Origin of the sequence: Mariniphaga sediminis, from assembly GCF_003573545.1 — a bacterium.
Taxonomy (GTDB): Bacteria; Bacteroidota; Bacteroidia; order Bacteroidales; family Prolixibacteraceae; genus Mariniphaga; species Mariniphaga sediminis.
This window is the reverse complement of the sequence record NZ_QWET01000021.1, coordinates 60,587-81,718: the sequence shown is the minus strand read 5'-3', so window position 1 is coordinate 81,718 and position 21,132 is coordinate 60,587. Positions and strand designations below refer to the sequence as shown.

The window sequence follows — 21,132 nt, the reverse complement described above, 5'->3', positions numbered from 1 at the left end:
ATCCTGAGCATGTCGCTTTTCGACAAAACACCGATCAGGGAACTCTTCAAAAGGGTGGTGCAAATGGATGATATGCCTGAAAATGGTCATGGCCAATTGTGCTTTAATTTTTAGTGGACACTAATGACGTTTTGCTGGTAATTGCAGTTATTGCCATAATAATTAGAATTATTCAGGGAAGAAGGATTTTATAAAAGTTCAGGACAAAATATTGTCCATAGTCGTTAATAGTTTAGTTTGGGTTGGTTTTTAAAAATGTGGGTCTTGTGCCCACATTTTTTTCCAAAAAAGCGTAATAAATCGGGAATGACAGTTCTACCTGGTTTTTTGTTATGAAAACCCTGCCTCAAAAATAACTACCACCGGGCAACCATACTTTGGAAGTTCTGCCTGACGAAAAAAATGATACTCATTGTGTGGAAATCAAATACATCTTTAAATGTGTGAATTATGTAATATTATTTAGGAATTGTATAATAAACACCCACCCTTCAATTTTTAACTTTCTTATGAATTAATTCATACTATATAGAATGAAAAAAACAGGCATCGTACTGATTATTGTCGGATTATTACTGACCATTTTTACTACTGTTTCTTTCTTCACCAGAGAGGATGTAGTTAAAATAGGAGATTTAAAAATTACAGCCAATAAACCTCATAATTTCAGGTGGTCGCCATTTATTGGCATCGCGGTAATGGCTGTTGGTGGTATTTTTGTATGGCAGGGATATAAGAAATAAAATGGCTTTTCCGACCTGCATAAAGACTTTTTATAACCTGTAAAAAAGAAAATTATGAATATTTTATTGGTATATCCCAAATATCCTGAATCATTCTGGAGTTTCACGCATGTATTGCGGTTTATTTCCAAAAAAGCAGCAGTGCCACCCCTGGGTTTGGTTACCATTTCGGCTATGTTGCCGCCAACATGGAATAAAAAGCTTGTTGATCTGAACGTTACATCACTTCAAATCAGTGATATCATCTGGGCCGATTATGTTTTTATCAGCGCAATGTATATTCAGAAAGAATCGGTAAATAAAATTCTGGAAGAATGTATAAAAAACAAGGTTAAAGTTGTAGCCGGCGGTCCGCTGTTTACCCAGGAGTACAACAATTATTCGCAGATTGACCATTTTGTGCTGAACGAAGCAGAGATTACGATGCCTTTGTTCCTCCATGATCTGGCTTCGGGAAAACCACCACAGCGTATTTATAAAACCAGCGAATATGCCGATATGACTACAACCCCTGTCCCCGACTACCATTTATTATCGGCAAAAGACTATGCTTTTATGAATATTCAGGTATCGAGGGGTTGCCCGTATTCCTGCGATTTTTGCGAAATTACTGCCCTTTTGGGGCACAAGGTACGAATGAAAACCCCATCCAAGTCATTAACGAACTCGAGGCGCTTTACAACCTGAACTGGCGTGGCCCGGTGCTGATTGTTGATGATAATTTTATCGGGAACAAACATGAAATAAAAAACAACCTGCTTCCGGCAATGAAAAGCTGGATGCAAAGCCATAACTACCCGTTCAAATTCAATACCGAAACATCCATTAATCTTGCCGACGATGAGGAACTGATGCAAATGATGGTAGAAACCGGTTTTAGTTCCACATTTGTCGGCATCGAAACACCCGAAGAAAAATCGCTTCATGAATGCCACAAAATTCAGAATAAAAACAGGGACCTTTTGCTAAGCGTAAAAAAAATACAAAACGCGGGGATGCAGGTATCCGGAGGTTTTATTGTTGGTTTCGACAGCGACACGCCTTCTGTTTTTCAGCGGCAGATTGATTTTATTCAGCAAAGCGGAATTGTATCCGCAATGGTTGGACTGTTAAACGCTCCCAAAAACACAAAACTTTATGAACGACTTGAAGCCGAAAACCGGCTGACGGTTGAATCATCGGGCAATAACACAGACGCATCCATGAATTTTATCCCCAAAATGGATCATCATGAACTACTCGTCGGGTATAAAAAAATTATCACCGGCATCTATTCTCCAAAACCCTATTATCAGCGAATACGACAGTGTTTAAACAATTATAAACGTCCGAAAACCGGAAAAGGAAGAGTGCAGTTGAACTACCTGGCAGGTTTTATTAAATCTGTATTTATCATCGGGCTTGCCAACAGTGGCCGCCGCGAGTACTGGAAATTTCTGTTTTGGACACTCTTTCGAAAGCCCGGATTAATGATTGATGCCATAACCTTTGCGGTGTATGGTTATCACTTCCGCACGGTATATGGGTTAAGGAACAAAAGCAGATAATGAATTATAAGATAAGGAAATGAAAACACTTGCTAAAAAATGGATAAAACGAGTTGGGTTTCAGGTCAGAAAACCTCTTTTGCTGGTTCTGGGTTCTGTTTTGTTTACTGGATGTGTTCTGAATCTTGTAACCGGCCGCAACCAGTTGAGTTTAGTCCCCGAATCGGAATTGCAATTAATGGCTACCAGCCAGTACAGTGCTTTTTTGGCCGAACACAAGGTGTTAAGCCCGGGCAATAAAGAGGCCGCCATGGTTGACCACGTTGGAGCGCGTATTTCCAATGCAATCACAAAATATTACAATAGCCAGGGGCAACAATCGGTAATTGAAGGCTACAAGTGGGAGTTTAATACTGTAGATGACAAAGCCGTTAATGCCTGGTGTATGCCCGGAGGAAAAGTGGTTGTTTACACTGGCTTATTGCCCGTTACGCAGACCGAAACAGCGCTTGCCATAGTCGTTGGCCACGAAATTGCCCATGCCATTGCAAAACATGGCAGCGAACGAATGAGCCAGGGAATGATTCAACAATTGGGCGGCGTTGCATTGCAGGTTGCCCTATCGCAAAAACCTCAGGAAACTCAAAATCTGTTCATGCAGGCCTATGGCATTGGTAGCACGGTTGGTGCAGTTTTACCCTGGTCGCGGCAACAGGAAACCGAAGCCGACCAGTATGGATTAATATTTGCAGCCATGGCCGGTTACAACCCGCAGGAAGCAATTCCCTTTTGGGAAAGAATGTCGAATGCAGGCGGAGCAAAACCTCCTGAATTTTTAAGCACTCACCCCTCCGATGAAACAAGAATAAGAAAGCTGAAACAATTTATGCCCGAAGCCATGAAATATTACAATCAGTCAAAATAAAACGTGTGAATGATGTAAATCATTTGCAAAATTGTGTAACGCCATTCGGTGCAGGATGGCCGACCTTTGTCGGTATAAGTTATTTAATCAATAATCAATTAATAATATGAGTTCAGGAAAAGTTTTGTTGGGCGTATTGGCCGGGGCAGCCGCCGGCGCATTGGCAGGAATTTTATTTGCTCCTGCAAAAGGATCGAAAACCCGTAAAAGAATTTTGAAAAAGGGGGAAGACTACTCAGATGCAGTAAAGGAAAAGTTAAACGATTTGCTTGAAGTAGTCACCGAAAAATTTGAAAAGGTGAAAGCAGATGTTTCCGACTATGCTGATAAAAAAATGGGGAAACCCGATGAGGCAGAAAAGGAAACAAAAACTGTTGAGAATTAGAAGGGTTTAAAATGGAAACATGTTAAAAGAAACATTGAAAACAGAAATCCTTTGCTGAAGTTACAGATCATCTGCTACTGCACAATATAAACTTTAGCAAGCGGGAAAGAAACCGTGTTTCTTTTAACATTTTATTTCAGGCACCTTGGGCAAACAAATTCAACATTCGCCGAATGAAAATGAAGTACTATAATGTAAAAATACCATGGATGAAAACGTGAAATTAATTGAATCCCTTCTGGAAAGTACCTTCAAGTATGGGGTAGCAGAAATAGAGTTGGTAAAGCTAAAAGCTTTAGACAAAACATCGGAAGTAGTTTCCGGGTTAATACCCCATGTTGTTGTTTTTTTTATTCTTGTTTTGTTTCTGCTTTTTTTCAATTTAGGCCTGGCATTTTGGCTGGGTGATATTTTCGGGAATAATTTCTACGGATTTTTTGTGATTGCAGCATTTTATGCTGTTGTGGGACTTGTAATGCATTTTTTTATGCATAAGTGGATTAAACGGAAAATTTGCAATTATCTGGTTAAACAGATGTTTAAATAAACTGACATGGAAAATATATCTACCCCTGCCGAACTTAAAGAAGCCATTCAACTGCTGGAAGCAGAAAAATCTGTTCATCTTCTAGAGATGAAGGGAAACTTTTTTCTTGCCTACGAGAGCCTTAAACCCGCTAATCTTATTAAAAGTACAATGAAAGAAATTGGTTCTTCCCCCTATCTTTTCAATAATATTTTTAACGTTACCCTTGGCCTGGTTGCAGGCTATCTTTCAAAAAGAGCGCTAATGATTGGCAGGTCAAACAATAAATCAAAGAAACTATTGGGTTTAATTTTACAGTTGGGTGTTACCAACCTGGTTGTTTATGCCCCAAATGCCATAAAGTCATTTGTTCAGAATATTTTTCAAAACAACAGCCGGAAATCGAATTCTGCAAGCCGTGATTAAAAAAGAAACAAGAATTCCGATCAGCATAAAAGCACCCCTTGTTTTTATTGGCATATTTGCGTTTTTCACGGTACTGTATATCGCCAAAAGCATTATTATCCCTCTTGTTTTTGCTACCATCATTGCCATTATTTTGCACCCCGTTGTAAATCTGTTTGTCAGGATTAAAATAAACAGGATTGTTGCCATTTTAATTACCTTATTACTAACCTTTCTGGTAATTGCCGCATTTGGGGCTCTTTTGACTACCCAGGCAAGCCGGTTTACCGAATCGTTGCCAAAACTGGTTGATAAATTTACTGAAATAATCAACCAGACAATTATTTACGTTTCGGGGCATTTTAATTTAAGCAATAAGGAAATTACCACATGGATTACAGAAACAAAAAATGAACTCATTGGAAGTGCTGAAATCGGGCAAACCATAATTAATGTAGGCAGCGTTGTAGCTTTATTATTTCTGATTCCTGTATATGTTTTTATGATTTTGTTTTATCAGCCTCTCCTGATTGAATTTTCACACAAGTTGTTTGGAAAAAGCAACAGAAGTAAAGTGAGCGAAATCATCAACCAGATTAAAACCCTTATTCAGCGTTACCTTATCGGATTGTTAATTGAGGTGGTAATCATTTCGTTTTTATATACCATTGGCCTTCTGATTTTGGGAATTGAATATGCTTTGATTTTAGGCTTATTGGGCGCACTTCTTAACCTGATTCCCTATCTCGGTTCAATTATAGCTGCGTCAATGCCAATGATAATTGCCATTGTAACCAAACCATCTCCCTGGTTTGCATTGCTGGTTTTGGCCCTTTATATTTTTATTCAATTTATAGATAACAATTACATTGTTCCCAAAATAGTTGCTTCGAAGGTAAAAATCAACGCATTGGCTTCCATCATTGCTGTTATTACATTTGGCGCACTATGGGGTATTCCGGGAATGTTAATTGCCATTCCGCTAACTGCAATTGCAAAGCTTATTTTCGATCACATTCCGCCATTAACACCCTGGGGCTTTTTATTGGGTGATACAATGCCCCCAATTATAAGATCGCACCGATTCAAAAAAAATGAAACCAAATTGAATGCACCGGATAAGTAAAATTTGAATTATAAGTTAGTTCCATTTTAAAAATCCTTTCAAAATACGAATTAACAATATCATTCTAAAATCATTGGAAATGTGTGAATTGTGTAAATCATTTATAAAATAGTGTAAATAGTTTCTTGGAAAAATGGAGACATTTGTAATAACAATTATTTTATATGAGACACCTGAAAATTTCCCGGCAAATAAATTTTACCAATAGTACAGCGCTGGATATATATTTGCGCGAGATTAACAAAATTAAACTGCTGACAACAGAAAAAGAGATTGAACTTGCCCGGCGAATTAGTGAGGGCGACCAGCACGCATTTGGGGAGTTGGTAAAAGCCAATCTCCGGTTTGTTATTTCGGTTGCAAACCAATACAAAAACCAGGGATTAAGTTTACCTGATTTGATAAACGAGGGAAACCTGGGGCTGATAACAGCAGCCGAACGTTTCGACAAAACCCGGGGATTTAAATTCATTTCCTACGCTGTTTGGTGGATTCGTAATTCAATCCTGCAGGCAATCGACGAAAATTCAAGAATAGTTAGGCTTCCGGTGAATAAAATCGGGTTAAAAAATAAAGTGAAAAAAACGTTCAACCAATTAAGCCATGAGTATTTTCGCGAACCAACCATTGACGAATTATCTGAAGCGATGGGATTGCAGCCAGAGGTTGTGGAAGATACAATGTATATCTTAACCATAAATATGTCGATGGACGAACCAGTTGGCGATGAAGCGGAAAATAACCGTTATGATTTGGTACCGAACGATAATTCGCATAGTCCGGTATCAGGTTTAATTACCGAATCATTGCAAAAGGAAATTGAACGGACGCTTTCCAGGCTGTCCTCAAGGGAAGCCAATATTTTACGCCGGTTTTTTGGGCTCAACGGAATTGTTGCCCAACCTTTGGAAAAAATAGGCGTCGATTTCGGGTTATCGTATGAAAGAGTAAGGCAAGTTAAGGAACATTCGCTGAAAAAATTAAAAGTTCGCACACATAGCAACAGTTTACTTAAAGAATACGTTTGTTAATGATTTCTTCGGATTCACTTACAGATGTGTGAATGATGTAACTCTTATCCGAAATACTGTAAAATTTTCAGGCATAAACGCCCCTACCTTTACTAGGTGAAAAAATTTACCCCATTTAAAAAAGTGTCAATAAACACCCTTGTCGTTAAACAGCAAGTTATTAAGCTTAGCGAGAAAACTATTGAGAAAACGAAGGAAGCGAATGTATTCTTTTCCGGAATAGGCGATTTCTTTTTATTTCTTTGGAAAACTACAAGAGAAACTTTTTCCCTGAATTTTGAATTTAACGAATTCCTGCGCCAGTGTTTTCAAATAGGGTACAAAACTTTGCCACTTATTTCGGTAACAGGCCTCATAATGGGATTGGTATTAACCATACAATCGCGGCCGGTTTTGGTCGATTTCGGAGCCGTATCCATGCTTCCCGGTATGGTATCTTTATCAATTATCCGGGAAATGGGACCGGTTATTACCGCATTAATCTGTGCCGGGAAAATTGGTTCGGGGATTGGGGCCGAGCTGGGTTCAATGAAAGTGTCGGAACAAATCGATGCCATGGAAGTTTCTTCTACCCACCCCATACGTTTTTTGGTAGTAACAAGGGTTTTGGCCGCCACGCTGATGATCCCCGTTTTGGTTTTGTATGCCGATGCGCTTGGGATTTTGGGAAGCTGGGCCGGCGCAAACATTAAAGGAAGCGTCTCTTTTGTTTTGTTTTTCAACCAGGCATTCCGGGTGGTCGATTTTATGGATTTTTTACCTGCCGTAATTAAAACATTCTTTTTTGGAGCCGTCATCGGGCTTGTGGGGTGTTATAAAGGTTATTCTGCAGGGCACGGCACGGAAAGCGTGGGCAAAGCGGCCAATTCGGCCGTGGTACTTGCTTCCCTGCTTGTGATAATTGTTGATTTGATTGCTGTTCAGATAACCGATATGCTTTTATAGAAAAATAAGAAATGATTAAAAATAAAAAGGTTACTCCGGAAAGTACAAAGAAGCCCAAAATGGTTATTGAAATTAATAACCTCAGTAAAGGTTTTGATGATATGCAGGTATTAAAAAAACTGTCGTTAAAACTTTATGATGGCGAAAACCTGGTTGTACTCGGTAAATCAGGCTCCGGAAAATCGGTTCTTATTAAATGCATCGTCCGTTTGCTCAACCCCGACCAGGGAACTATTATGGTTCTGGGCGAAAATGTGAGTGAATTGAAAAGCAAAAAACTGGCCCGGTTGAGGGAAAAAATTGGTTTCCTTTTTCAGAGCGGTGCGCTGTACGATTCAATGACCATTAAAGAAAACCTTGAATTTCCTTTACGCAGAATAAAAAAGAAGCTTTCAAAAAAAGAAAGGGATAAAAAAATTGAGGAAACTTTGGAGCATGTAGGTTTGGCCGACACGTTGCATAAAATGCCATCGGAACTTTCGGGCGGAATGCGGAAACGGGCAAGCCTGGCACGCACCATAGTAGTAGACCCGATGATTATGCTCTACGATGAACCAACCACCGGACTCGACCCGGTAACTTCTGGTGGAATAAGCGCACTAATTAATGATGTTCAAAAAAAATACCTTACATCATCTATCATCATCACGCACGATATTGAATGTGCCCGCGCCACTGCCGACAGAATTATCATGTTAAAAGACGGCGAGATTTACATGGAAGGCAACATTGATGATTTTGAAAATTCAACTGATGAGGTAATCCAATCTTTTTTCAAACAAAAAGCATAAAAAATGGAAAATTACACACCACAGTTTAAGGCACGTTTAGGAATTTTTATTGTAGTAGGAATTGCCATTTTTGTTGTGGCCATTTTCATCATTGGCAAGCAACAAAATTTATTTAATCCTGTGTTCAAAATTACAACCAATTTCTATAATGTAAGCGGCCTGGAAGTTGGAAATAATATACGGTTCTCGGGAATTGATGTCGGCATTGTTGATAACATTAAAATTATTAACGATTCAACCGTGCAGGTCGACCTGCTTATCAGAAAAGATGTGCAGCAGTTTATAAAAGCCGACAGTTATGCAAGTATTGGCTCCGAAGGAATTATCGGCGACCGGATTATTACGATTACACAGGGAAGCACTAACTCATCAATGGCAGAAGACGGAGAACATATTTTGTCGAAAGAACCACTTGAAACCGACGAGATTATGAAAAGTTTAAAAACCAGTGCCGAGAGCGCCGAAGTTATAACAAAACAACTTGCCGAAATAATGACAAACATTAATAACGGACAAGGAATGCTGGGAAGGTTAATCCAGGATTCAACCATTGCGGAAAATGTGAATCTGACCATCGAAAACTTCAGAAAAAGTTCGGAAGGGTTGGATGAAACCATAGAAATCACAAAAGAAAATGTGTTTGCCTTTATGGAGAGCTTACAGAAAACTGCCGCAAAAACGGAAGTTGCTTCCAACGAACTCGGCGAAATTATGACAAAAATAAACAATGGCGAAGGGGCTATTGGAATGTTGCTCAAGGATACGTCTATTGTTAATAATATTGATGAAACGATTATTAATCTAAAAGAAAGCAGTATCGGACTGAACGAAAATATGGAAGCGCTCAAACACAATTTCCTTTTCAGGAGATATTACAGGCGGCAGGCCAAGGAAGAGGAAAAAATGCGAATGGAGACAGATACGATAGTGCCGGAGGGAAATAAGTAGGAAGCAGAGGGCAGAGAGCAGAGGGAAGGGAGCGAAGGATGGCATCCCTTTTCTCATCAGCGGTACGTAAAATCCAAACCCTTGCAAGTTTTTTAAACAGAAGGGATGCTATCCTTTTGGCAACAGGACAGCGGGTGGAGTGCGAGGGACAAAGGGCAAAAAGCAAGGAGTTTTAAGATTAAATGCTAAAGCCAGATCTCTGCTTAAATAATTTAACCCCCGGCTTAAGCCGGGGGCAATAAACCCCACGAATGATAGGGGCTTTAGCCATTAAATATGTTTTAAAGACTAAAAATGTGGATAAAAATTGCGGCAATATTATTTTTTGTTTTACTCATAACAAATGATTTTGTTTTTGCGCAGGAACCTATAGCCCAAAAAGATACAACTCATCTTTACGAAAACATCGAAACTTATTCTGAACGCACCCGATTTACAAAATTTATGTTCCGGCTGTTTTTTAAACCGGTTGCGCCACCCCCTGCACAAAAAATTCTGAACAAAAGGCTGATACAAAAACCTTACAGCTCCTTTGAAGGAAAAATCATCAGGAAAATTCATATTGTAACACTCAACCCGTTTGGATATTCCATTGGCGACACCATTGCGGCATCGTTCAACTTTTTAACCAGGACCGGAAACAAATTTCATATTAAAACACATCCCTTCACCATTCGCAACCTGTTGCTGTTCCATCGAAATCAACCCTTCGACTCGCTGCGGGTAAAAGAATCGGAACGTTTGGTGCGCAGTATGAATTACATTACCGATGTATCGTTTTATACAGTTGCATTGGAAAACTCCGATTCGGTTGATATTTTCATCCGCGAACTGGATAGCTGGAGTCTGATTCCGGGAGGCTCTTTGTCTTCAACACGGCTAAACTTTCAACTCAGAGAAAACAATTTTACTGGCCTGGGGCACACGTTCCAGAATGGAATTGTCTGGAAACATTCAACCGGCGATGTGGCTTACCGGATGAAATACTTTATCCCAAACATTCGGAACACCTACATTAATTCTACACTGCAATACGGTACAGATGAATACGGAAATTTTATCAAACGTTTTGCTGCGGAACGACCGTTTTTTTCTCCTTTGGCAAATTGGGCGGCAGGCGTAAATTTTTCGCAACACTTTCACAAAGATTCAATCTGGTCGGTCAATTTTATGCGGTTTAAATACAATGCACAAGACTACTGGGCGGGCAGCTCCATGCCGGTTTTCAGGGGAATCACAGAATACAGCCGCACCACCCGGTTTATTTCTGCTGCTCGATTTATCCGGATCCGTTTTATTGAAAAGCCCCATGAAACGATTGACACACTCCGGTTTTACAGCGACGAAAATTTTTACCTCGCCGGCATAGGTGTAACAACCCGTTTGTACGTAAAAGACAAGTACATTTTTAAGTTTGGCATAACAGAAGATGTTCCGGTTGGAAAAGTTATCAGCCTGACCGGCGGTTACCAGGACAAAAACAGTTTGGGCCGTTTCTATGCCGGAGCGCGTTTTTCTTCAGGCAATTATTATCAGTGGGGATACCTGAGTTCCAATGTCGAATTTGGGACATTCCTCCGGTCGGCGCAGGTTGAGCAAGGCGTTTTCAGGGCCGGGGCAAATTATTTTACCAACCTGATTGAAATTGGGTCATGGAAATTCAGGCAGTTTATTAAACCACAGGTAATTATTGGCATTCACCGCACCAGTTACGACAGCTTAACCATGAACAATGAATACGGACTGAGAGGTTTTAACAGCCCTGAATTATCAGGTACCAGCCGGTTGTTGTTTACAGCGCAAACACAATCGTATGCCTCGTGGGATTTTATGGGGTTTCATTTTGGCCCTTATTTCAACTTTTCGCTCGGTATGCTTGGCCATGCATCAAAGGGTTTCCGGGACAGCAAACTCTATTCACAAATAGGACTGGGGGTTTTAATAAAAAATGACAACCTGGTTATGAATGCTTTTCAGCTGTCTGTTTCCTTTTATCCTGTAATCCCCGGAAAGGGAAACAATGTTTTTAAATTCAACTCCTTTGAAACCACCGATTTCGGTTTTCGCGATTTTGAAATTGGAAAACCGGAGCCGGTACTGTTTCGATAAAAGTGAGATGTGTGAATGATGTAACTCTTATCTGAAATTGTGTAATGTTTTGTATTCCAAATGTTCTCACCTTACTCTTGTTATTTTTCACTAAAAAATGATCAAAATGAAAAAATCTATTTACCAATTTACTTTTATTGCCCTGATAGTTGGGTTGGCATTTACATCCTGCGTATCGGGCAAAAAATTTGCAGCTTCAGAAGCCCGGGCCGATAAGCTGCAAAAAGAAAATGCTGACACGCAAAGCCAACTGAATGAAAGCAAAATGCAATCAATGAAACTAAACAATGAAATGGCATCGCTTCAAAAAGAAAAAGAGACGTTTCAAAAAGAATATAATTCCATTCAAAATGACTTGATGTTGCTCTCTTCCGAATCGAAAATGACCATCAGGGAACAGGCTGAGCGTTTAAAAGAACTTCAGGATATCATTCAATCGCAAAACGAAAAAACCACCCATCTGAAAAATTCAATTTCCCAGGCCTTGTTAAATTATAAAACAGATGAGCTAAATGTTTATCAGCAGGATGGAAAGGTTTATGTTTCGCTCGAAGAAAAATTGTTATTCAAATCGGGCAGCGATGTGGTTGATCCGAAAGGCAAAGAAGCGCTAAAATCGCTGGCCGGCGTACTGAACAGCACCAACGATTTCACTGTTGACATTGAAGGCCACACAGATAATGTACCCATTAAAACCCAACGATTTAAAGATAACTGGGATCTCAGCACCGCGCGGGCTTCATCCATCGTTCGTATTCTTACCAAAGATTATGGTTTTGATGCCACACGTATCACAGCTTCGGGTAAAGGCGAGTTTCACCCGGTTAAACCAAATGCATCCGTTGAAGGACGGGCCGGAAACCGCAGGACCGAAATTATTCTTTCGCCTGATTTACAGGAAATATATAAGCTTTTGTATCAGTAAAATTTTATTGCCGGTATTAAAAGCTGCCTCACCGCACTCTTCTTTATTGGGTGCGGTGTTTTTTTGGGAATGTGGGAATGATGTAAATCCCTGAGAAAATTGTGTAAGTAATAAACATGCATAATCGCCTATTTTTATGGGATTGATTTAAGTTTCGCATTAAAAAAAACAAAAACGCCATGACCAAAATTCAATTTAACAACGCACTTCTTAATTTAAGGAAAAAGCTGTATATATATGCAATCAGTTTAACTTCCGATTCGGAGCAGGCGAGCGATCTGTTACAGGAAACCATGTTAAAAGTGCTGATTGCCCGTGACAAGTTTACGCAAAACACAAATTTTAAGGCATGGGTTTACACCATCATGAGAAACACCTTTATTAATGATTACCGGAGGATTTTAAAAACAAGGAACAAGTTCGTTGGTTCCAGCATCGATTTTTGCTACCTGGTTCCAACTGAAAAAAATTATCCGACCCCCGACTCCATTTACCATACCAGGGAAATTCACCGGAATATTGAAGCCCTTGAAGACGAATACAGAATTCCTTTTACTATGTTTTTCGAAGGGTACAAATACAAAGAAATAGCGAAAAAGCTTGATTTGCCGCTTGGTACCGTTAAAAGCAGAATTTTTTTCACCCGGAAAAAACTAAAAAAAACACTCAGGGAATATTCGGATAGTTAATACAGAAACGAGTGTTACTTCACTGTGAACTTGTCAGTGGCACCACCGGGAATTCGGAGAAAAATTTGCTGTCAGAAGTGATCTCCTGCCCGTTTGCCCGGGCAAAACCAACTTCGTACCTCAGGTATCTTCCATGAGAACCACTTCGCTGGAAATGATACTTCCTTCATTTTATATCTGACATGATAGCACCATGTTTGCAAACACAAAAAAATATACAGGCATTTTTTATCCGGGGCACATACCACCTCATATTTCAGGAATTTTGTATCAAAAAAATTATTGTCGTTATTAAAAAGCTGCATCACCGCACTCCTTTATTGGATTGTGTTGTTTTTTCAATGTGGGAATGATGTAAAATTTTAAAAGAATTGTGTAACATTTAAAAATACGAATAGATTAATTTTACATTGGGCTATTGGCCTCTGATTCAAAAAAAATAAAAAGTGTACAATAATGGCATAGAATAAACGGGAAAAACAGGAATGATTCTGAAAATTAAAAATATGAAAACCAGTCGTTGTAAAACTTTTGTTCAGGAAGAAGTGAACAAACTGGGCGTTTACAACATAACGGTTGAATTGGGTGAAGTAGAATTAAGCGAGAAATTACCTGAAAAAAAATTACGGTTACTGGATAAAGCCCTCCGAAGTGCGGGTTTGGAATTGCTTGAGGATAAAAAACACCAACTGGTAGAAGAAATTAAAGCAGTTATTTATGAATTGGTATATCACACAGATGACATTCCCAAACCAAACTATTCTGATTTTATCAGTCAAAAAGTAAATCTCAGTTACGCTTCCCTTAGCAATACTTTTTCGAAAATGCAGGGCATAACCATTGAAAAGTATATTATTGAACAACGTATAGAACGGGTTAAAGAATTGCTTATATACACTGACAGCAGCCTCGACGATATGGCTTTTAAATTAAATTACAGCAGTGTGGCCCATTTGTCGAACCAGTTTAAAAAGTTTACCGGAATGACACCATCTTTTTTTAGAAAACAAAGACCCCGACACTTAACATAAAAATAATTTCATAACCATACGACCTGCAGAGCCAAAGCAGAATTCATTTAATTTTTTTGAATTAGGCACTGAGGTTATAATTTAAACCATTTGTTTTAAATCCAGCGAATTTAAATGTTTATAGAAAATCCAGGCAAATTGTACGATACAACCCCGACCAGGGTCGAACTTCAATACAAATATTTTTTCTATAAGTATTTAACACCTATGATATTAAAGCTACTACAAAACAATAGTTACCTGGTATCTGTGCAAAACACCTGATTCTTTTAATTTAAAAAGGCCACCGTTGAAAACAACGACAGCATTTTTCTAAAATCTGAAACGAACATGAATTTTAATTCTTTAAATTCACAAACAAGAAGAATTAAAATTGACTTAGGTCGAACTTCGTTTCATCGGGAGTTACATCGAATACAAACGAAATAAACAATTTTAATGAGATAAAACTAAAACCGGAACCCAAGTGAAAGCCCGTAACCTGTATTTCTAAGTGTTGATTGATTGTCACCGGTGATGCGGTTGTCCTTTGGATTGATATCGATCAAGCCGAGTTGCGTATTCAGTTGCAAAAACAGTCCGGCCGGTAATTCATAACCAAAAAAGAGGTTGGCTCCGGCATCAAACGGTTTTATATATACTGTGGTCAGCGGGTCACCCGAATCCACCTCATTTTTAAATTCAATATCCGTCTCAACCGATGCAGCGCCGCCTTCGTACGTGGCTTTTCCTCCAATTCCATACGCTACGTAAGGACCAAATCCGAGCATAAAATAACCATTGCCAACCGGTGCTTTGTAAACAAAATTCAACGGAAGTTCAACATACGACAGGTTGTAAGTGCCTGATAATACTCCTTCTGTATTTTCAGCTCCTTTAGTGCTAAACATCAACCCGGGCTGAAAGTAAAACTGCGGGGCAACAGGAAGCTGAACATTTACTCCGGCATGAAAACCGATGATCATGTCATTTTCAAGTTTGTCGTCGCCCGCATCCTTTCCGTTCAGGTTTTGTAAATTAACACCACCGAGAATCGCAAAGGAAGTTTTTGAACCGTCAAGTCCCTGGGCAAATGCCATGGAACCTGAGAGTAAAAAAATTAGTATCAAATAAAACAGTTTTGTCTTCATGTTTAAAATATCTATAAGGTGTTAAAAATTAATTCATTACTTCACTTTCAGCATCGGCCTTCATTTTTTCATTGGCAGTAATCAAAAACTCAACCCTGCGGTTTTGAGTCCGGCCATCTGCTGTATCGTTTTCATATTTGGGCAATGTTTCGCCAAACCCTTTAATGTTTAAACGGTTATATGCAATTCCTTTCCCCGTCAGGTAACCGGAAACAGTTTCGGCCCGTTGCTCCGACAAATTCTGGTTATATGCCAAACTTCCTTTGCTGTCGGTATGTCCCTGAATTTCAATATCGGTGTCTGCATAACTATTTAATACAACAACCAGTTTATCCAGGTTTGTTTTAGCGTCCGCAGAAAGGTTCGATTCATCGAATCCAAACAAAATATTGCTGCTGAATTCTACCACAATACCTTCGCCAACGCGTTCAACTTTTGCATCGGGTACGTTTTTTGCAATTTCTTCGGCCTGCTTATCCATTTGCCTGCCAATTACAGCGCCGGCGCCACCGCCAACGGCAGCCCCAATGATTGCCCCAAGAGCAGTATTTCCCGAAGCACGGCCTATTACTGCACCAGCAGCACCGCCTGAAGCAGTTCCTATAACTGCTCCTTTTTGTGTTTTATTCCACGAAGCACAGCCCGTAAAAAGAAATGCTGCGCTTAAAATCACGGCTAAACCCATTCTAAATTTTTTCATTCTGTTGTTCTTTATTTTTTTAGTTAACTTATTGCCAAATAACTATTACAAATTATTTTCCCTTACCTCTGTGTTATTCTGTAATCTCATATTTCTATTTAATTCAGATGAACTTTGAATTATTTTAAGCTGATTTCTTAGACTTTGAACGTCCGTCTCAACAATTGACTGCTGCAAATCATTTTTCCAGCTAATTTTCATTTTATATGTATTTGTCATTTTGAACTTTTTATTTTCATATAAAGGTATGCCCATTAAAAGAGCGAAATGTTACACAATTTTCAATAACAGTTACATCATTCACACATTGAAGTGGCGTTCCGGATCATTTGGAAACAGGCACACTGCAACAGACTGACGATAAGTCCCTTCAGGCACTTTAACAGTTTTCATACGGTGCAACTGAATTATTTTCCGGTTCTTTTAAGTATTACTTTGACGGTTTTTAAAACTAAAATTACATCCCGGGTAAAAGACCAGTTGTCAATGTATTCCAAATCCAGCCTCACCCATTCTTCAAAAGGAATACCGTTTCTTCCTGAAACCTGCCAGGTGCAGGTAATACCCGGTTTTACAGTCAATCTTCTTTTTTGCCACTGTTTATACTCTTCTACTTCTGAAGGAATTGGAGGCCGCGGCCCCACTACCGACATCTCACCCCGCAAAACATTAAAAAACTGGGGTAGCTCATCAAACGAAGTTTTTCTCAGAAACCTGCCAATCCGGGTCACCCGGGGGTCATTCCTGATTTTGAATACTGGGCCACTCTGTTCATTTAGTCCCTGCAATGATACTTTTAATGCTTCGGCGTTGGCAACCATGGTACGAAACTTAAAGATAGGGAAACGACGTCCGTTCAGGCCTACCCTCTCTTGTATGAAAAACACTGAACCACCATCTTCAAGCCTGATAGCAATGGCAATTATCAGAAACACCGGTGAAATCAGCATAATAACAGAAAAGCTAAAGAATAAGTCGAAAACGCTTTTCATTCTTAAACCCACGGATTCTTTATACATAAAAGGAAAAATTTATCTTGAATAAAGGTAGGGCGGTTTGGTATTGAAAGGCTTACACAACTTTCATAAAGAGTTACATCATTCACACATTACGGCAGTGTTTTCCAACTCTGCTTTTTTAAATTAAAATTGAAATTCAATTTTTCTCCTGATTACCCTGATCCTTTCGATGGAAATGCCTTTGAACAAAGGGTGTCAGTAAAAAAAACCGGCTGCGGAAACAGGGTAAAAACAGTCAGGTTTTGCAAATGTACAGAATTAAAAAAGTGGGAATTATGTAAATTTTCTCCGGTGTAATGTAACAAAACCGTAAACGCGGTTTTCTATTTTAGTACTCAATTAAATAAGTTGAAAATACGATGAAACGTAGAATTATAAGGAGAGAAACAGTACTTTACACTGTAATAGCGATAATCATAATCCTACTATTTTTGTTGCTGGGTGGAAGGAGATGGATGACGGGGCCAATGCACGGACAGGACATGAACGGAAACAGACAGATGGAAATGCGCTCAAATCCTGATTAGGATTGTCTGTGCTGCCATTTAAAGGGAATGTGTATATTTATAATTAATTTTAAAATGTATATTAAAATTCTGTTCGGATATTCCAACCCCGGGAATTCAATAAAGTGGATTTTTGATAACCGTATAATTCAAAAATAAAAATAATTGAAACGTAAAAAAACAAAACCAACTGACTCACCAAAAGAAAAGAGTTCAGGAGTAAAAGCCCAAAAAATTCCAATTGTGGGTATCGGCGCATCAGCCGGTGGACTGGAAGCATTGGAGCAATTTCTGAAAAATGTACCTGACAAAAGCGGAATGGCCTACGTGGTTGTCCAGCATTTGGATCCGACCCAAAAAGGGATGCTTCCGGAATTACTTCAACGGGTTTCCAATATGAAGGTTTTTCAGGTGGAAGACCTGATGAAAGTAAAACCAAACTGCGTTTATGTTATTCCACCAAATAAAAGCATGTCCATTTTCAAAGGTGCGCTTCACCTGTTTGACCCAGTTGAAGCCCGTGGATTGCGCCTGCCCGTTGATTTTTTCTTGCGTTCGCTGGCCGATGACCAAAAGGAAAATGCTGTTGGAATTGTCCTTTCGGGGATGGGCTCCGACGGAAGCATAGGAATTCGGGCAATAAAAGAAAAAAACGGAATTGCACTGGTGCAGGAACCTGATACCGCAAAGTTTGACAGTATGCCCCGAAATGCCATCGACTCCGGACTGATTGACATAGTGGCTCCACCGGAAAAATTACCTTCGGAACTTATTCATTTCCTTAAACATATTCCTGTAGTTAAATCAAACCTAAATAGTGAAGTAAAGGATAAAAGCGCCCTTGAAAAAATTATTATTTTATTGCGAACACATACCGGGAATGATTTCTCGCTGTATAAAAGAAATACAGTTTACCGGCGTATCGAAAGGCGAATGAGTGTCCATAAAATTGATGGAATATTTTCGTATGTCCACTTTTTACAGGAAAATCCAAAGGAAGTGCATATCCTGTTCAAAGAACTGATGATTGGTGTAACCAATTTTTTTCGCGATGCACCGGTTTGGGAAAAACTAAAAGAAAAAGTATTGCCCGGGCTGATTGATAAGTTGAAACACAATTCGCAATTGAGGGCCTGGGTACCCGGGTGTTCTACCGGCGAAGAAGCCTATTCGCTGGCCATCGTATTTAAGGAAACACTGGAAAAAGTCAATCCGAACGCAGGGATATCATTACAAATTTTTGCTTCCGATTTGGATAGCGATGCGATTGATACAGCGCGCAAGGGGTTGTTTCCGGAAAATATTACCAACGATGTGTCGGCCAAAAGGCTGAGCCGTTTTTTTACCAAAGTCGATGACATGTACCGCATTAATACGGAAATCAGGGAAATGGTTGTATTTGCGCACCACAACATTATCATGCATCCGCCTTTTACCAATTTAGATATTATCTCGTGCCGCAACCTGCTCATATATATGGATCCGGAATTGCAGCGAAAATTGCTCGGACTATTTTACTACAGCCTTAACCAGCAAGGGTTTTTAATGCTTGGAACTTCAGAAACACTGGGTGTACAAAGCCATCTTTTTGAGCAGGTTGATTCACCCCTGAAAATTTTTAAACGATCTGATGCCAACCTAAACCCGCAATTATTCGATTTTCCTTCTTCATTTACCCGGACTAAAACGGGTAATATTGAAAATACAGAATCTGACAAACCAATTATGAATATACAAACACTTGCCGATCAACTTCTGCTCCAGCAATTTTCGCCTGCCGGAGTTTTGGTAAACGAAAACGGCGATATACTGTACATTAGCGGACGAACGGGAAAATACCTGGAGCCTGCAGTGGGAAAGGCAAACCTGAATATTTTTGCCATGCTGCGTCCGGGTTTTCAAAACGATTTTGCCATCGCGTTTCGCAAAGCGGTAATGAACAAAGAAGCCACTGCCTTGCACCATGTTAAAATTGGAACAAACGGAGGTACAATCACTTTAAATGTAAACATTCAGTGGATTCATAAACCGGAACCTTTATATGGCAAACTGATGATAATTTTTACAGATATTCCGCAAGCTGCTGAAACCAAACAACCGGAGAAAAAAGGAAAAAAAGCAGTAGCCAGTGTCAGAGAAACCGAATTAGAGCATGAGTTACAACATACCCGCGAAGAGATGCAAAATATTCTGGAAGAGATGCAAACTTCACAGGAAGAGTTGAAATCGACCAACGAAGAATTGCAATCAACCAATGAAGAATTACAATCAACCAACGAAGAACTCACTACTTCAAAGGAAGAAATGCAAAGCCTGAATGAAGAACTTCAAACGGTAAATGCCGAATTGATGGCAAAGGTGGAAGACTATTCGCGGGTAAACAACGACATGAAAAACCTGCTCAACAGCACCGACATTGCTACTTTGTTTCTCGACAAGGAACTCAATATCCGTCGGTACACCAATCAGGCTACAAAAATTTTCAAACTGATTAAAAGCGATATTGGCCGCCCGTTTACCGACCAGGTTTCACAACTTATTTACCCCGACCTGCCCGAAGATGCACGCGAGGTTCTGAGGACACTCATTTTTATTGAAAAACAAATTCCAACCAAAGACGGGCGGTGGTTTTCCATCCGGATTATGCCATACCGTACCTTCGACGACCGGATTGACGGCCTGGTTATCACATTTATCAATATTTCAGAATTGAAACTGGTGGAAGAGAAATTAAACGAAAACCACCAGTTCAATCGCCTGCTGCTCCATTCATCATCAGATGTGATCATTAAATTATCTCCCGATTGGAAAATACTGGAGTTTAATTCAGCTGCTGAAGACGTTTTTGGAGTAATACAGGATGATGTTATCAATAAAAATTATCTGGAATTGTTTGTTACTGAGCCTATGCGGCATAAAACCGAACAACAAATGAACCAACTGCTGAAACATGCAGGTGAAAATAAAATAAAAATGAGGGCAATTGGAGCAGGTGGTCTTGAAATGGAAATTGAATGGAAGGTTAATGTACTTTCCAATGATCAGGATTTGCCAATGGGAGTTATAATTACTACAAAAAAATTGAAGTCATGATGAGCGATGAAATGAATTTTTTGAATGCCAAAATGCTGCGCAAAAAAGCGGAAGAACTACTCAATGAAAAACAACAAAAGGAGAAAATTTCGAAGGAAGAAACCGATATGAAAAAACTCCTGCATGAATTGCAGGTGCATCAGATAGAATTGGAAATGCAGAATGAGGAGCTGCGTCAGGCATATGAAACAGCAGAATCGGCCCTGAAAAAATACATCATGGTGTTTGAATTGTCTCTTGTAGGTTATTTTACACTCGATTCAGATGGAACCATTTGCGAGCTGAACTTTACAGGTGCTGAAATGCTCGGAGACAGACGTTTTAGTTTAATAGACAGCAATTTTAAGCTATTCGTATCAGAAGATTCAAAACCTGTTTTTAATAAATTTTTCAGAAAAGTCTACAACACTAATGCAAAAGAATCGTGTGAAGTTTTGCTGGGTTATGATAATAGACTATTATGTCCTGTTTATATGGAGGGAGTAGTTACAGAAGAGGATCAAAAATGTCTTTTGTCGGTGGTCAATATTTCAAAGTTCAGTTTGCAGAATAATAAGTACTGATATTGAAATTTCTTTTTTTTTAGAAATGTGTGAATGATATAACTCCTGGGTTGAA

21 protein-coding genes are annotated in these 21,132 nt (G+C 39.3%); 18 read left to right on the top strand and 3 right to left on the bottom strand.

The features are described 5' to 3' along the window. Positions 1-533: 533 nt before the first annotated feature. The 16 genes from D1164_RS20095 (at position 534) to D1164_RS20025 (ending at position 14,066) form a co-directional block, all read left to right on the top strand. On the top strand, positions 534-743 hold the full coding sequence (locus tag D1164_RS20095) for a hypothetical protein (protein ID WP_119351699.1): 210 nt from the start codon (positions 534-536) through the stop codon (positions 741-743). A 54-nt stretch (positions 744-797) separates the two neighbouring features. Continuing rightward, positions 798-1,430, top strand: coding sequence for a B12-binding domain-containing radical SAM protein (locus D1164_RS23990; RefSeq protein WP_206611079.1), 633 nt, complete (start codon positions 798-800; stop codon positions 1,428-1,430). Further along, positions 1,343-2,290: a B12-binding domain-containing radical SAM protein gene (locus tag D1164_RS23985; protein WP_206611078.1), complete on the top strand. Its 948-nt coding sequence runs from the start codon at positions 1,343-1,345 to the stop codon at positions 2,288-2,290. The genes D1164_RS23990 and D1164_RS23985 overlap by 88 nt, the downstream gene beginning before the upstream one ends. 19 nt (positions 2,291-2,309) lie before the next feature. Next, a complete protein-coding gene (locus D1164_RS20085) occupies positions 2,310-3,155 on the top strand; it encodes a M48 family metallopeptidase (protein ID WP_119351698.1) in 846 nt (281 codons plus the stop codon). A gap of 106 nt (positions 3,156-3,261) precedes the next feature. After that, positions 3,262-3,540 (top strand): YtxH domain-containing protein, encoded by a 279-nt coding sequence (locus D1164_RS20080; protein ID WP_119351697.1) that lies wholly within the window; start codon positions 3,262-3,264, stop codon positions 3,538-3,540. Positions 3,541-3,745: 205 nt separating this feature from the next. Continuing rightward, on the top strand, positions 3,746-4,087 hold the full coding sequence (locus tag D1164_RS20075) for a phage holin family protein (RefSeq protein WP_119351696.1): 342 nt from the start codon (positions 3,746-3,748) through the stop codon (positions 4,085-4,087). A 6-nt stretch (positions 4,088-4,093) separates the two neighbouring features. Then, complete coding sequence (locus tag D1164_RS20070) at positions 4,094-4,492, top strand: hypothetical protein (protein WP_119351695.1); 399 nt, start codon at positions 4,094-4,096, stop codon at positions 4,490-4,492. Continuing rightward, a complete protein-coding gene (locus D1164_RS20065; RefSeq protein WP_119351694.1) occupies positions 4,485-5,597 on the top strand; it encodes an AI-2E family transporter in 1,113 nt (370 codons plus the stop codon). The genes D1164_RS20070 and D1164_RS20065 overlap by 8 nt, the downstream gene beginning before the upstream one ends. A gap of 164 nt (positions 5,598-5,761) precedes the next feature. Continuing rightward, positions 5,762-6,628 carry a sigma-70 family RNA polymerase sigma factor gene (locus tag D1164_RS20060; RefSeq protein ID WP_119351693.1) on the top strand — a complete coding sequence of 289 codons (867 nt, stop codon included), beginning with the start codon at positions 5,762-5,764 and terminating at the stop codon, positions 6,626-6,628. A gap of 123 nt (positions 6,629-6,751) precedes the next feature. Then, positions 6,752-7,573: an MlaE family ABC transporter permease gene (locus D1164_RS20055; protein WP_241558303.1), complete on the top strand. Its 822-nt coding sequence runs from the start codon at positions 6,752-6,754 to the stop codon at positions 7,571-7,573. An 11-nt stretch (positions 7,574-7,584) separates the two neighbouring features. Continuing rightward, complete coding sequence (locus D1164_RS20050) at positions 7,585-8,364, top strand: ABC transporter ATP-binding protein (RefSeq protein WP_119351692.1); 780 nt, start codon at positions 7,585-7,587, stop codon at positions 8,362-8,364. A 3-nt stretch (positions 8,365-8,367) separates the two neighbouring features. Next, on the top strand, positions 8,368-9,312 hold the full coding sequence (locus D1164_RS20045) for an MlaD family protein (protein ID WP_119351691.1): 945 nt from the start codon (positions 8,368-8,370) through the stop codon (positions 9,310-9,312). Positions 9,313-9,606: 294 nt separating this feature from the next. Continuing rightward, positions 9,607-11,421 (top strand): hypothetical protein, encoded by a 1,815-nt coding sequence (locus D1164_RS20040; RefSeq protein WP_119351690.1) that lies wholly within the window; start codon positions 9,607-9,609, stop codon positions 11,419-11,421. A 106-nt stretch (positions 11,422-11,527) separates the two neighbouring features. Next, positions 11,528-12,346, top strand: a complete 819-nt coding sequence (locus D1164_RS20035; RefSeq protein ID WP_172594551.1) for an OmpA/MotB family protein — start codon at positions 11,528-11,530, stop codon at positions 12,344-12,346. A gap of 179 nt (positions 12,347-12,525) precedes the next feature. After that, a complete protein-coding gene (locus D1164_RS20030; protein ID WP_119351688.1) occupies positions 12,526-13,035 on the top strand; it encodes a sigma-70 family RNA polymerase sigma factor in 510 nt (169 codons plus the stop codon). Positions 13,036-13,541: 506 nt separating this feature from the next. After that, positions 13,542-14,066 (top strand): helix-turn-helix domain-containing protein, encoded by a 525-nt coding sequence (locus D1164_RS20025; RefSeq protein WP_206611077.1) that lies wholly within the window; start codon positions 13,542-13,544, stop codon positions 14,064-14,066. Positions 14,067-14,515: 449 nt separating this feature from the next. On the opposite strand, the gene D1164_RS20020 is transcribed toward D1164_RS20025, so the two are convergent. The 3 genes from D1164_RS20020 to D1164_RS20005 all read right to left on the bottom strand — a co-directional run bounded on the left by D1164_RS20020 (position 14,516) and on the right by D1164_RS20005 (position 16,915). Next, positions 14,516-15,175: a porin family protein gene (locus D1164_RS20020; RefSeq protein WP_172594550.1), complete on the bottom strand. Its 660-nt coding sequence runs from the start codon at positions 15,173-15,175 to the stop codon at positions 14,516-14,518. Between the two features lie 49 nt (positions 15,176-15,224). After that, positions 15,225-15,896 (bottom strand): OmpA family protein, encoded by a 672-nt coding sequence (locus D1164_RS20015; protein WP_119351685.1) that lies wholly within the window; start codon positions 15,894-15,896, stop codon positions 15,225-15,227. Positions 15,897-16,303: 407 nt separating this feature from the next. After that, entirely contained in the window at positions 16,304-16,915 is a 612-nt protein-coding gene (locus D1164_RS20005; RefSeq protein ID WP_119351683.1) for a sugar transferase, read from the bottom strand. A gap of 671 nt (positions 16,916-17,586) precedes the next feature. Between D1164_RS20005 and D1164_RS20000 the strand changes: the two genes are divergently transcribed. Together D1164_RS20000 and D1164_RS19995 are read left to right on the top strand one after the other, a co-directional pair. After that, positions 17,587-20,514, top strand: a complete 2,928-nt coding sequence (locus D1164_RS20000) for a chemotaxis protein CheB (RefSeq protein ID WP_119351682.1) — start codon at positions 17,587-17,589, stop codon at positions 20,512-20,514. Next, a complete protein-coding gene (locus tag D1164_RS19995) occupies positions 20,511-21,077 on the top strand; it encodes a hypothetical protein (protein ID WP_147372241.1) in 567 nt (188 codons plus the stop codon). The genes D1164_RS20000 and D1164_RS19995 overlap by 4 nt, the downstream gene beginning before the upstream one ends. Positions 21,078-21,132: the final 55 nt, after the last annotated feature.

Excerpts from the sequence above, each read along its gene's own strand:
- D1164_RS20095 (WP_119351699.1), top strand. The coding sequence starts at position 534 with ATGAAAAAAACAGGCATCGTACTGATTATTGTCGGATTATTACTGACC.
- D1164_RS23990 (WP_206611079.1), top strand. The coding sequence starts at position 798 with ATGAATATTTTATTGGTATATCCCAAATATCCTGAATCATTCTGGAGT.
- D1164_RS20085 (WP_119351698.1), top strand. The coding sequence starts at position 2,310 with ATGAAAACACTTGCTAAAAAATGGATAAAACGAGTTGGGTTTCAGGTC.
- D1164_RS20080 (WP_119351697.1), top strand. The coding sequence starts at position 3,262 with ATGAGTTCAGGAAAAGTTTTGTTGGGCGTATTGGCCGGGGCAGCCGCC.
- D1164_RS20075 (WP_119351696.1), top strand. The coding sequence starts at position 3,746 with ATGGATGAAAACGTGAAATTAATTGAATCCCTTCTGGAAAGTACCTTC.
- D1164_RS20070 (WP_119351695.1), top strand. The coding sequence starts at position 4,094 with ATGGAAAATATATCTACCCCTGCCGAACTTAAAGAAGCCATTCAACTG.
- D1164_RS20060 (WP_119351693.1), top strand. The coding sequence starts at position 5,762 with ATGAGACACCTGAAAATTTCCCGGCAAATAAATTTTACCAATAGTACA.
- D1164_RS20050 (WP_119351692.1), top strand. The coding sequence starts at position 7,585 with ATGATTAAAAATAAAAAGGTTACTCCGGAAAGTACAAAGAAGCCCAAA.
- D1164_RS20045 (WP_119351691.1), top strand. The coding sequence starts at position 8,368 with ATGGAAAATTACACACCACAGTTTAAGGCACGTTTAGGAATTTTTATT.
- D1164_RS20040 (WP_119351690.1), top strand. The coding sequence starts at position 9,607 with ATGTGGATAAAAATTGCGGCAATATTATTTTTTGTTTTACTCATAACA.
- D1164_RS20035 (WP_172594551.1), top strand. The coding sequence starts at position 11,528 with ATGAAAAAATCTATTTACCAATTTACTTTTATTGCCCTGATAGTTGGG.
- D1164_RS20030 (WP_119351688.1), top strand. The coding sequence starts at position 12,526 with ATGACCAAAATTCAATTTAACAACGCACTTCTTAATTTAAGGAAAAAG.
- D1164_RS20025 (WP_206611077.1), top strand. The coding sequence starts at position 13,542 with ATGAAAACCAGTCGTTGTAAAACTTTTGTTCAGGAAGAAGTGAACAAA.
- D1164_RS20015 (WP_119351685.1), bottom strand. The coding sequence starts at position 15,896 with ATGAAAAAATTTAGAATGGGTTTAGCCGTGATTTTAAGCGCAGCATTT.
- D1164_RS20005 (WP_119351683.1), bottom strand. The coding sequence starts at position 16,915 with ATGTATAAAGAATCCGTGGGTTTAAGAATGAAAAGCGTTTTCGACTTA.
- D1164_RS19995 (WP_147372241.1), top strand. The coding sequence starts at position 20,511 with ATGATGAGCGATGAAATGAATTTTTTGAATGCCAAAATGCTGCGCAAA.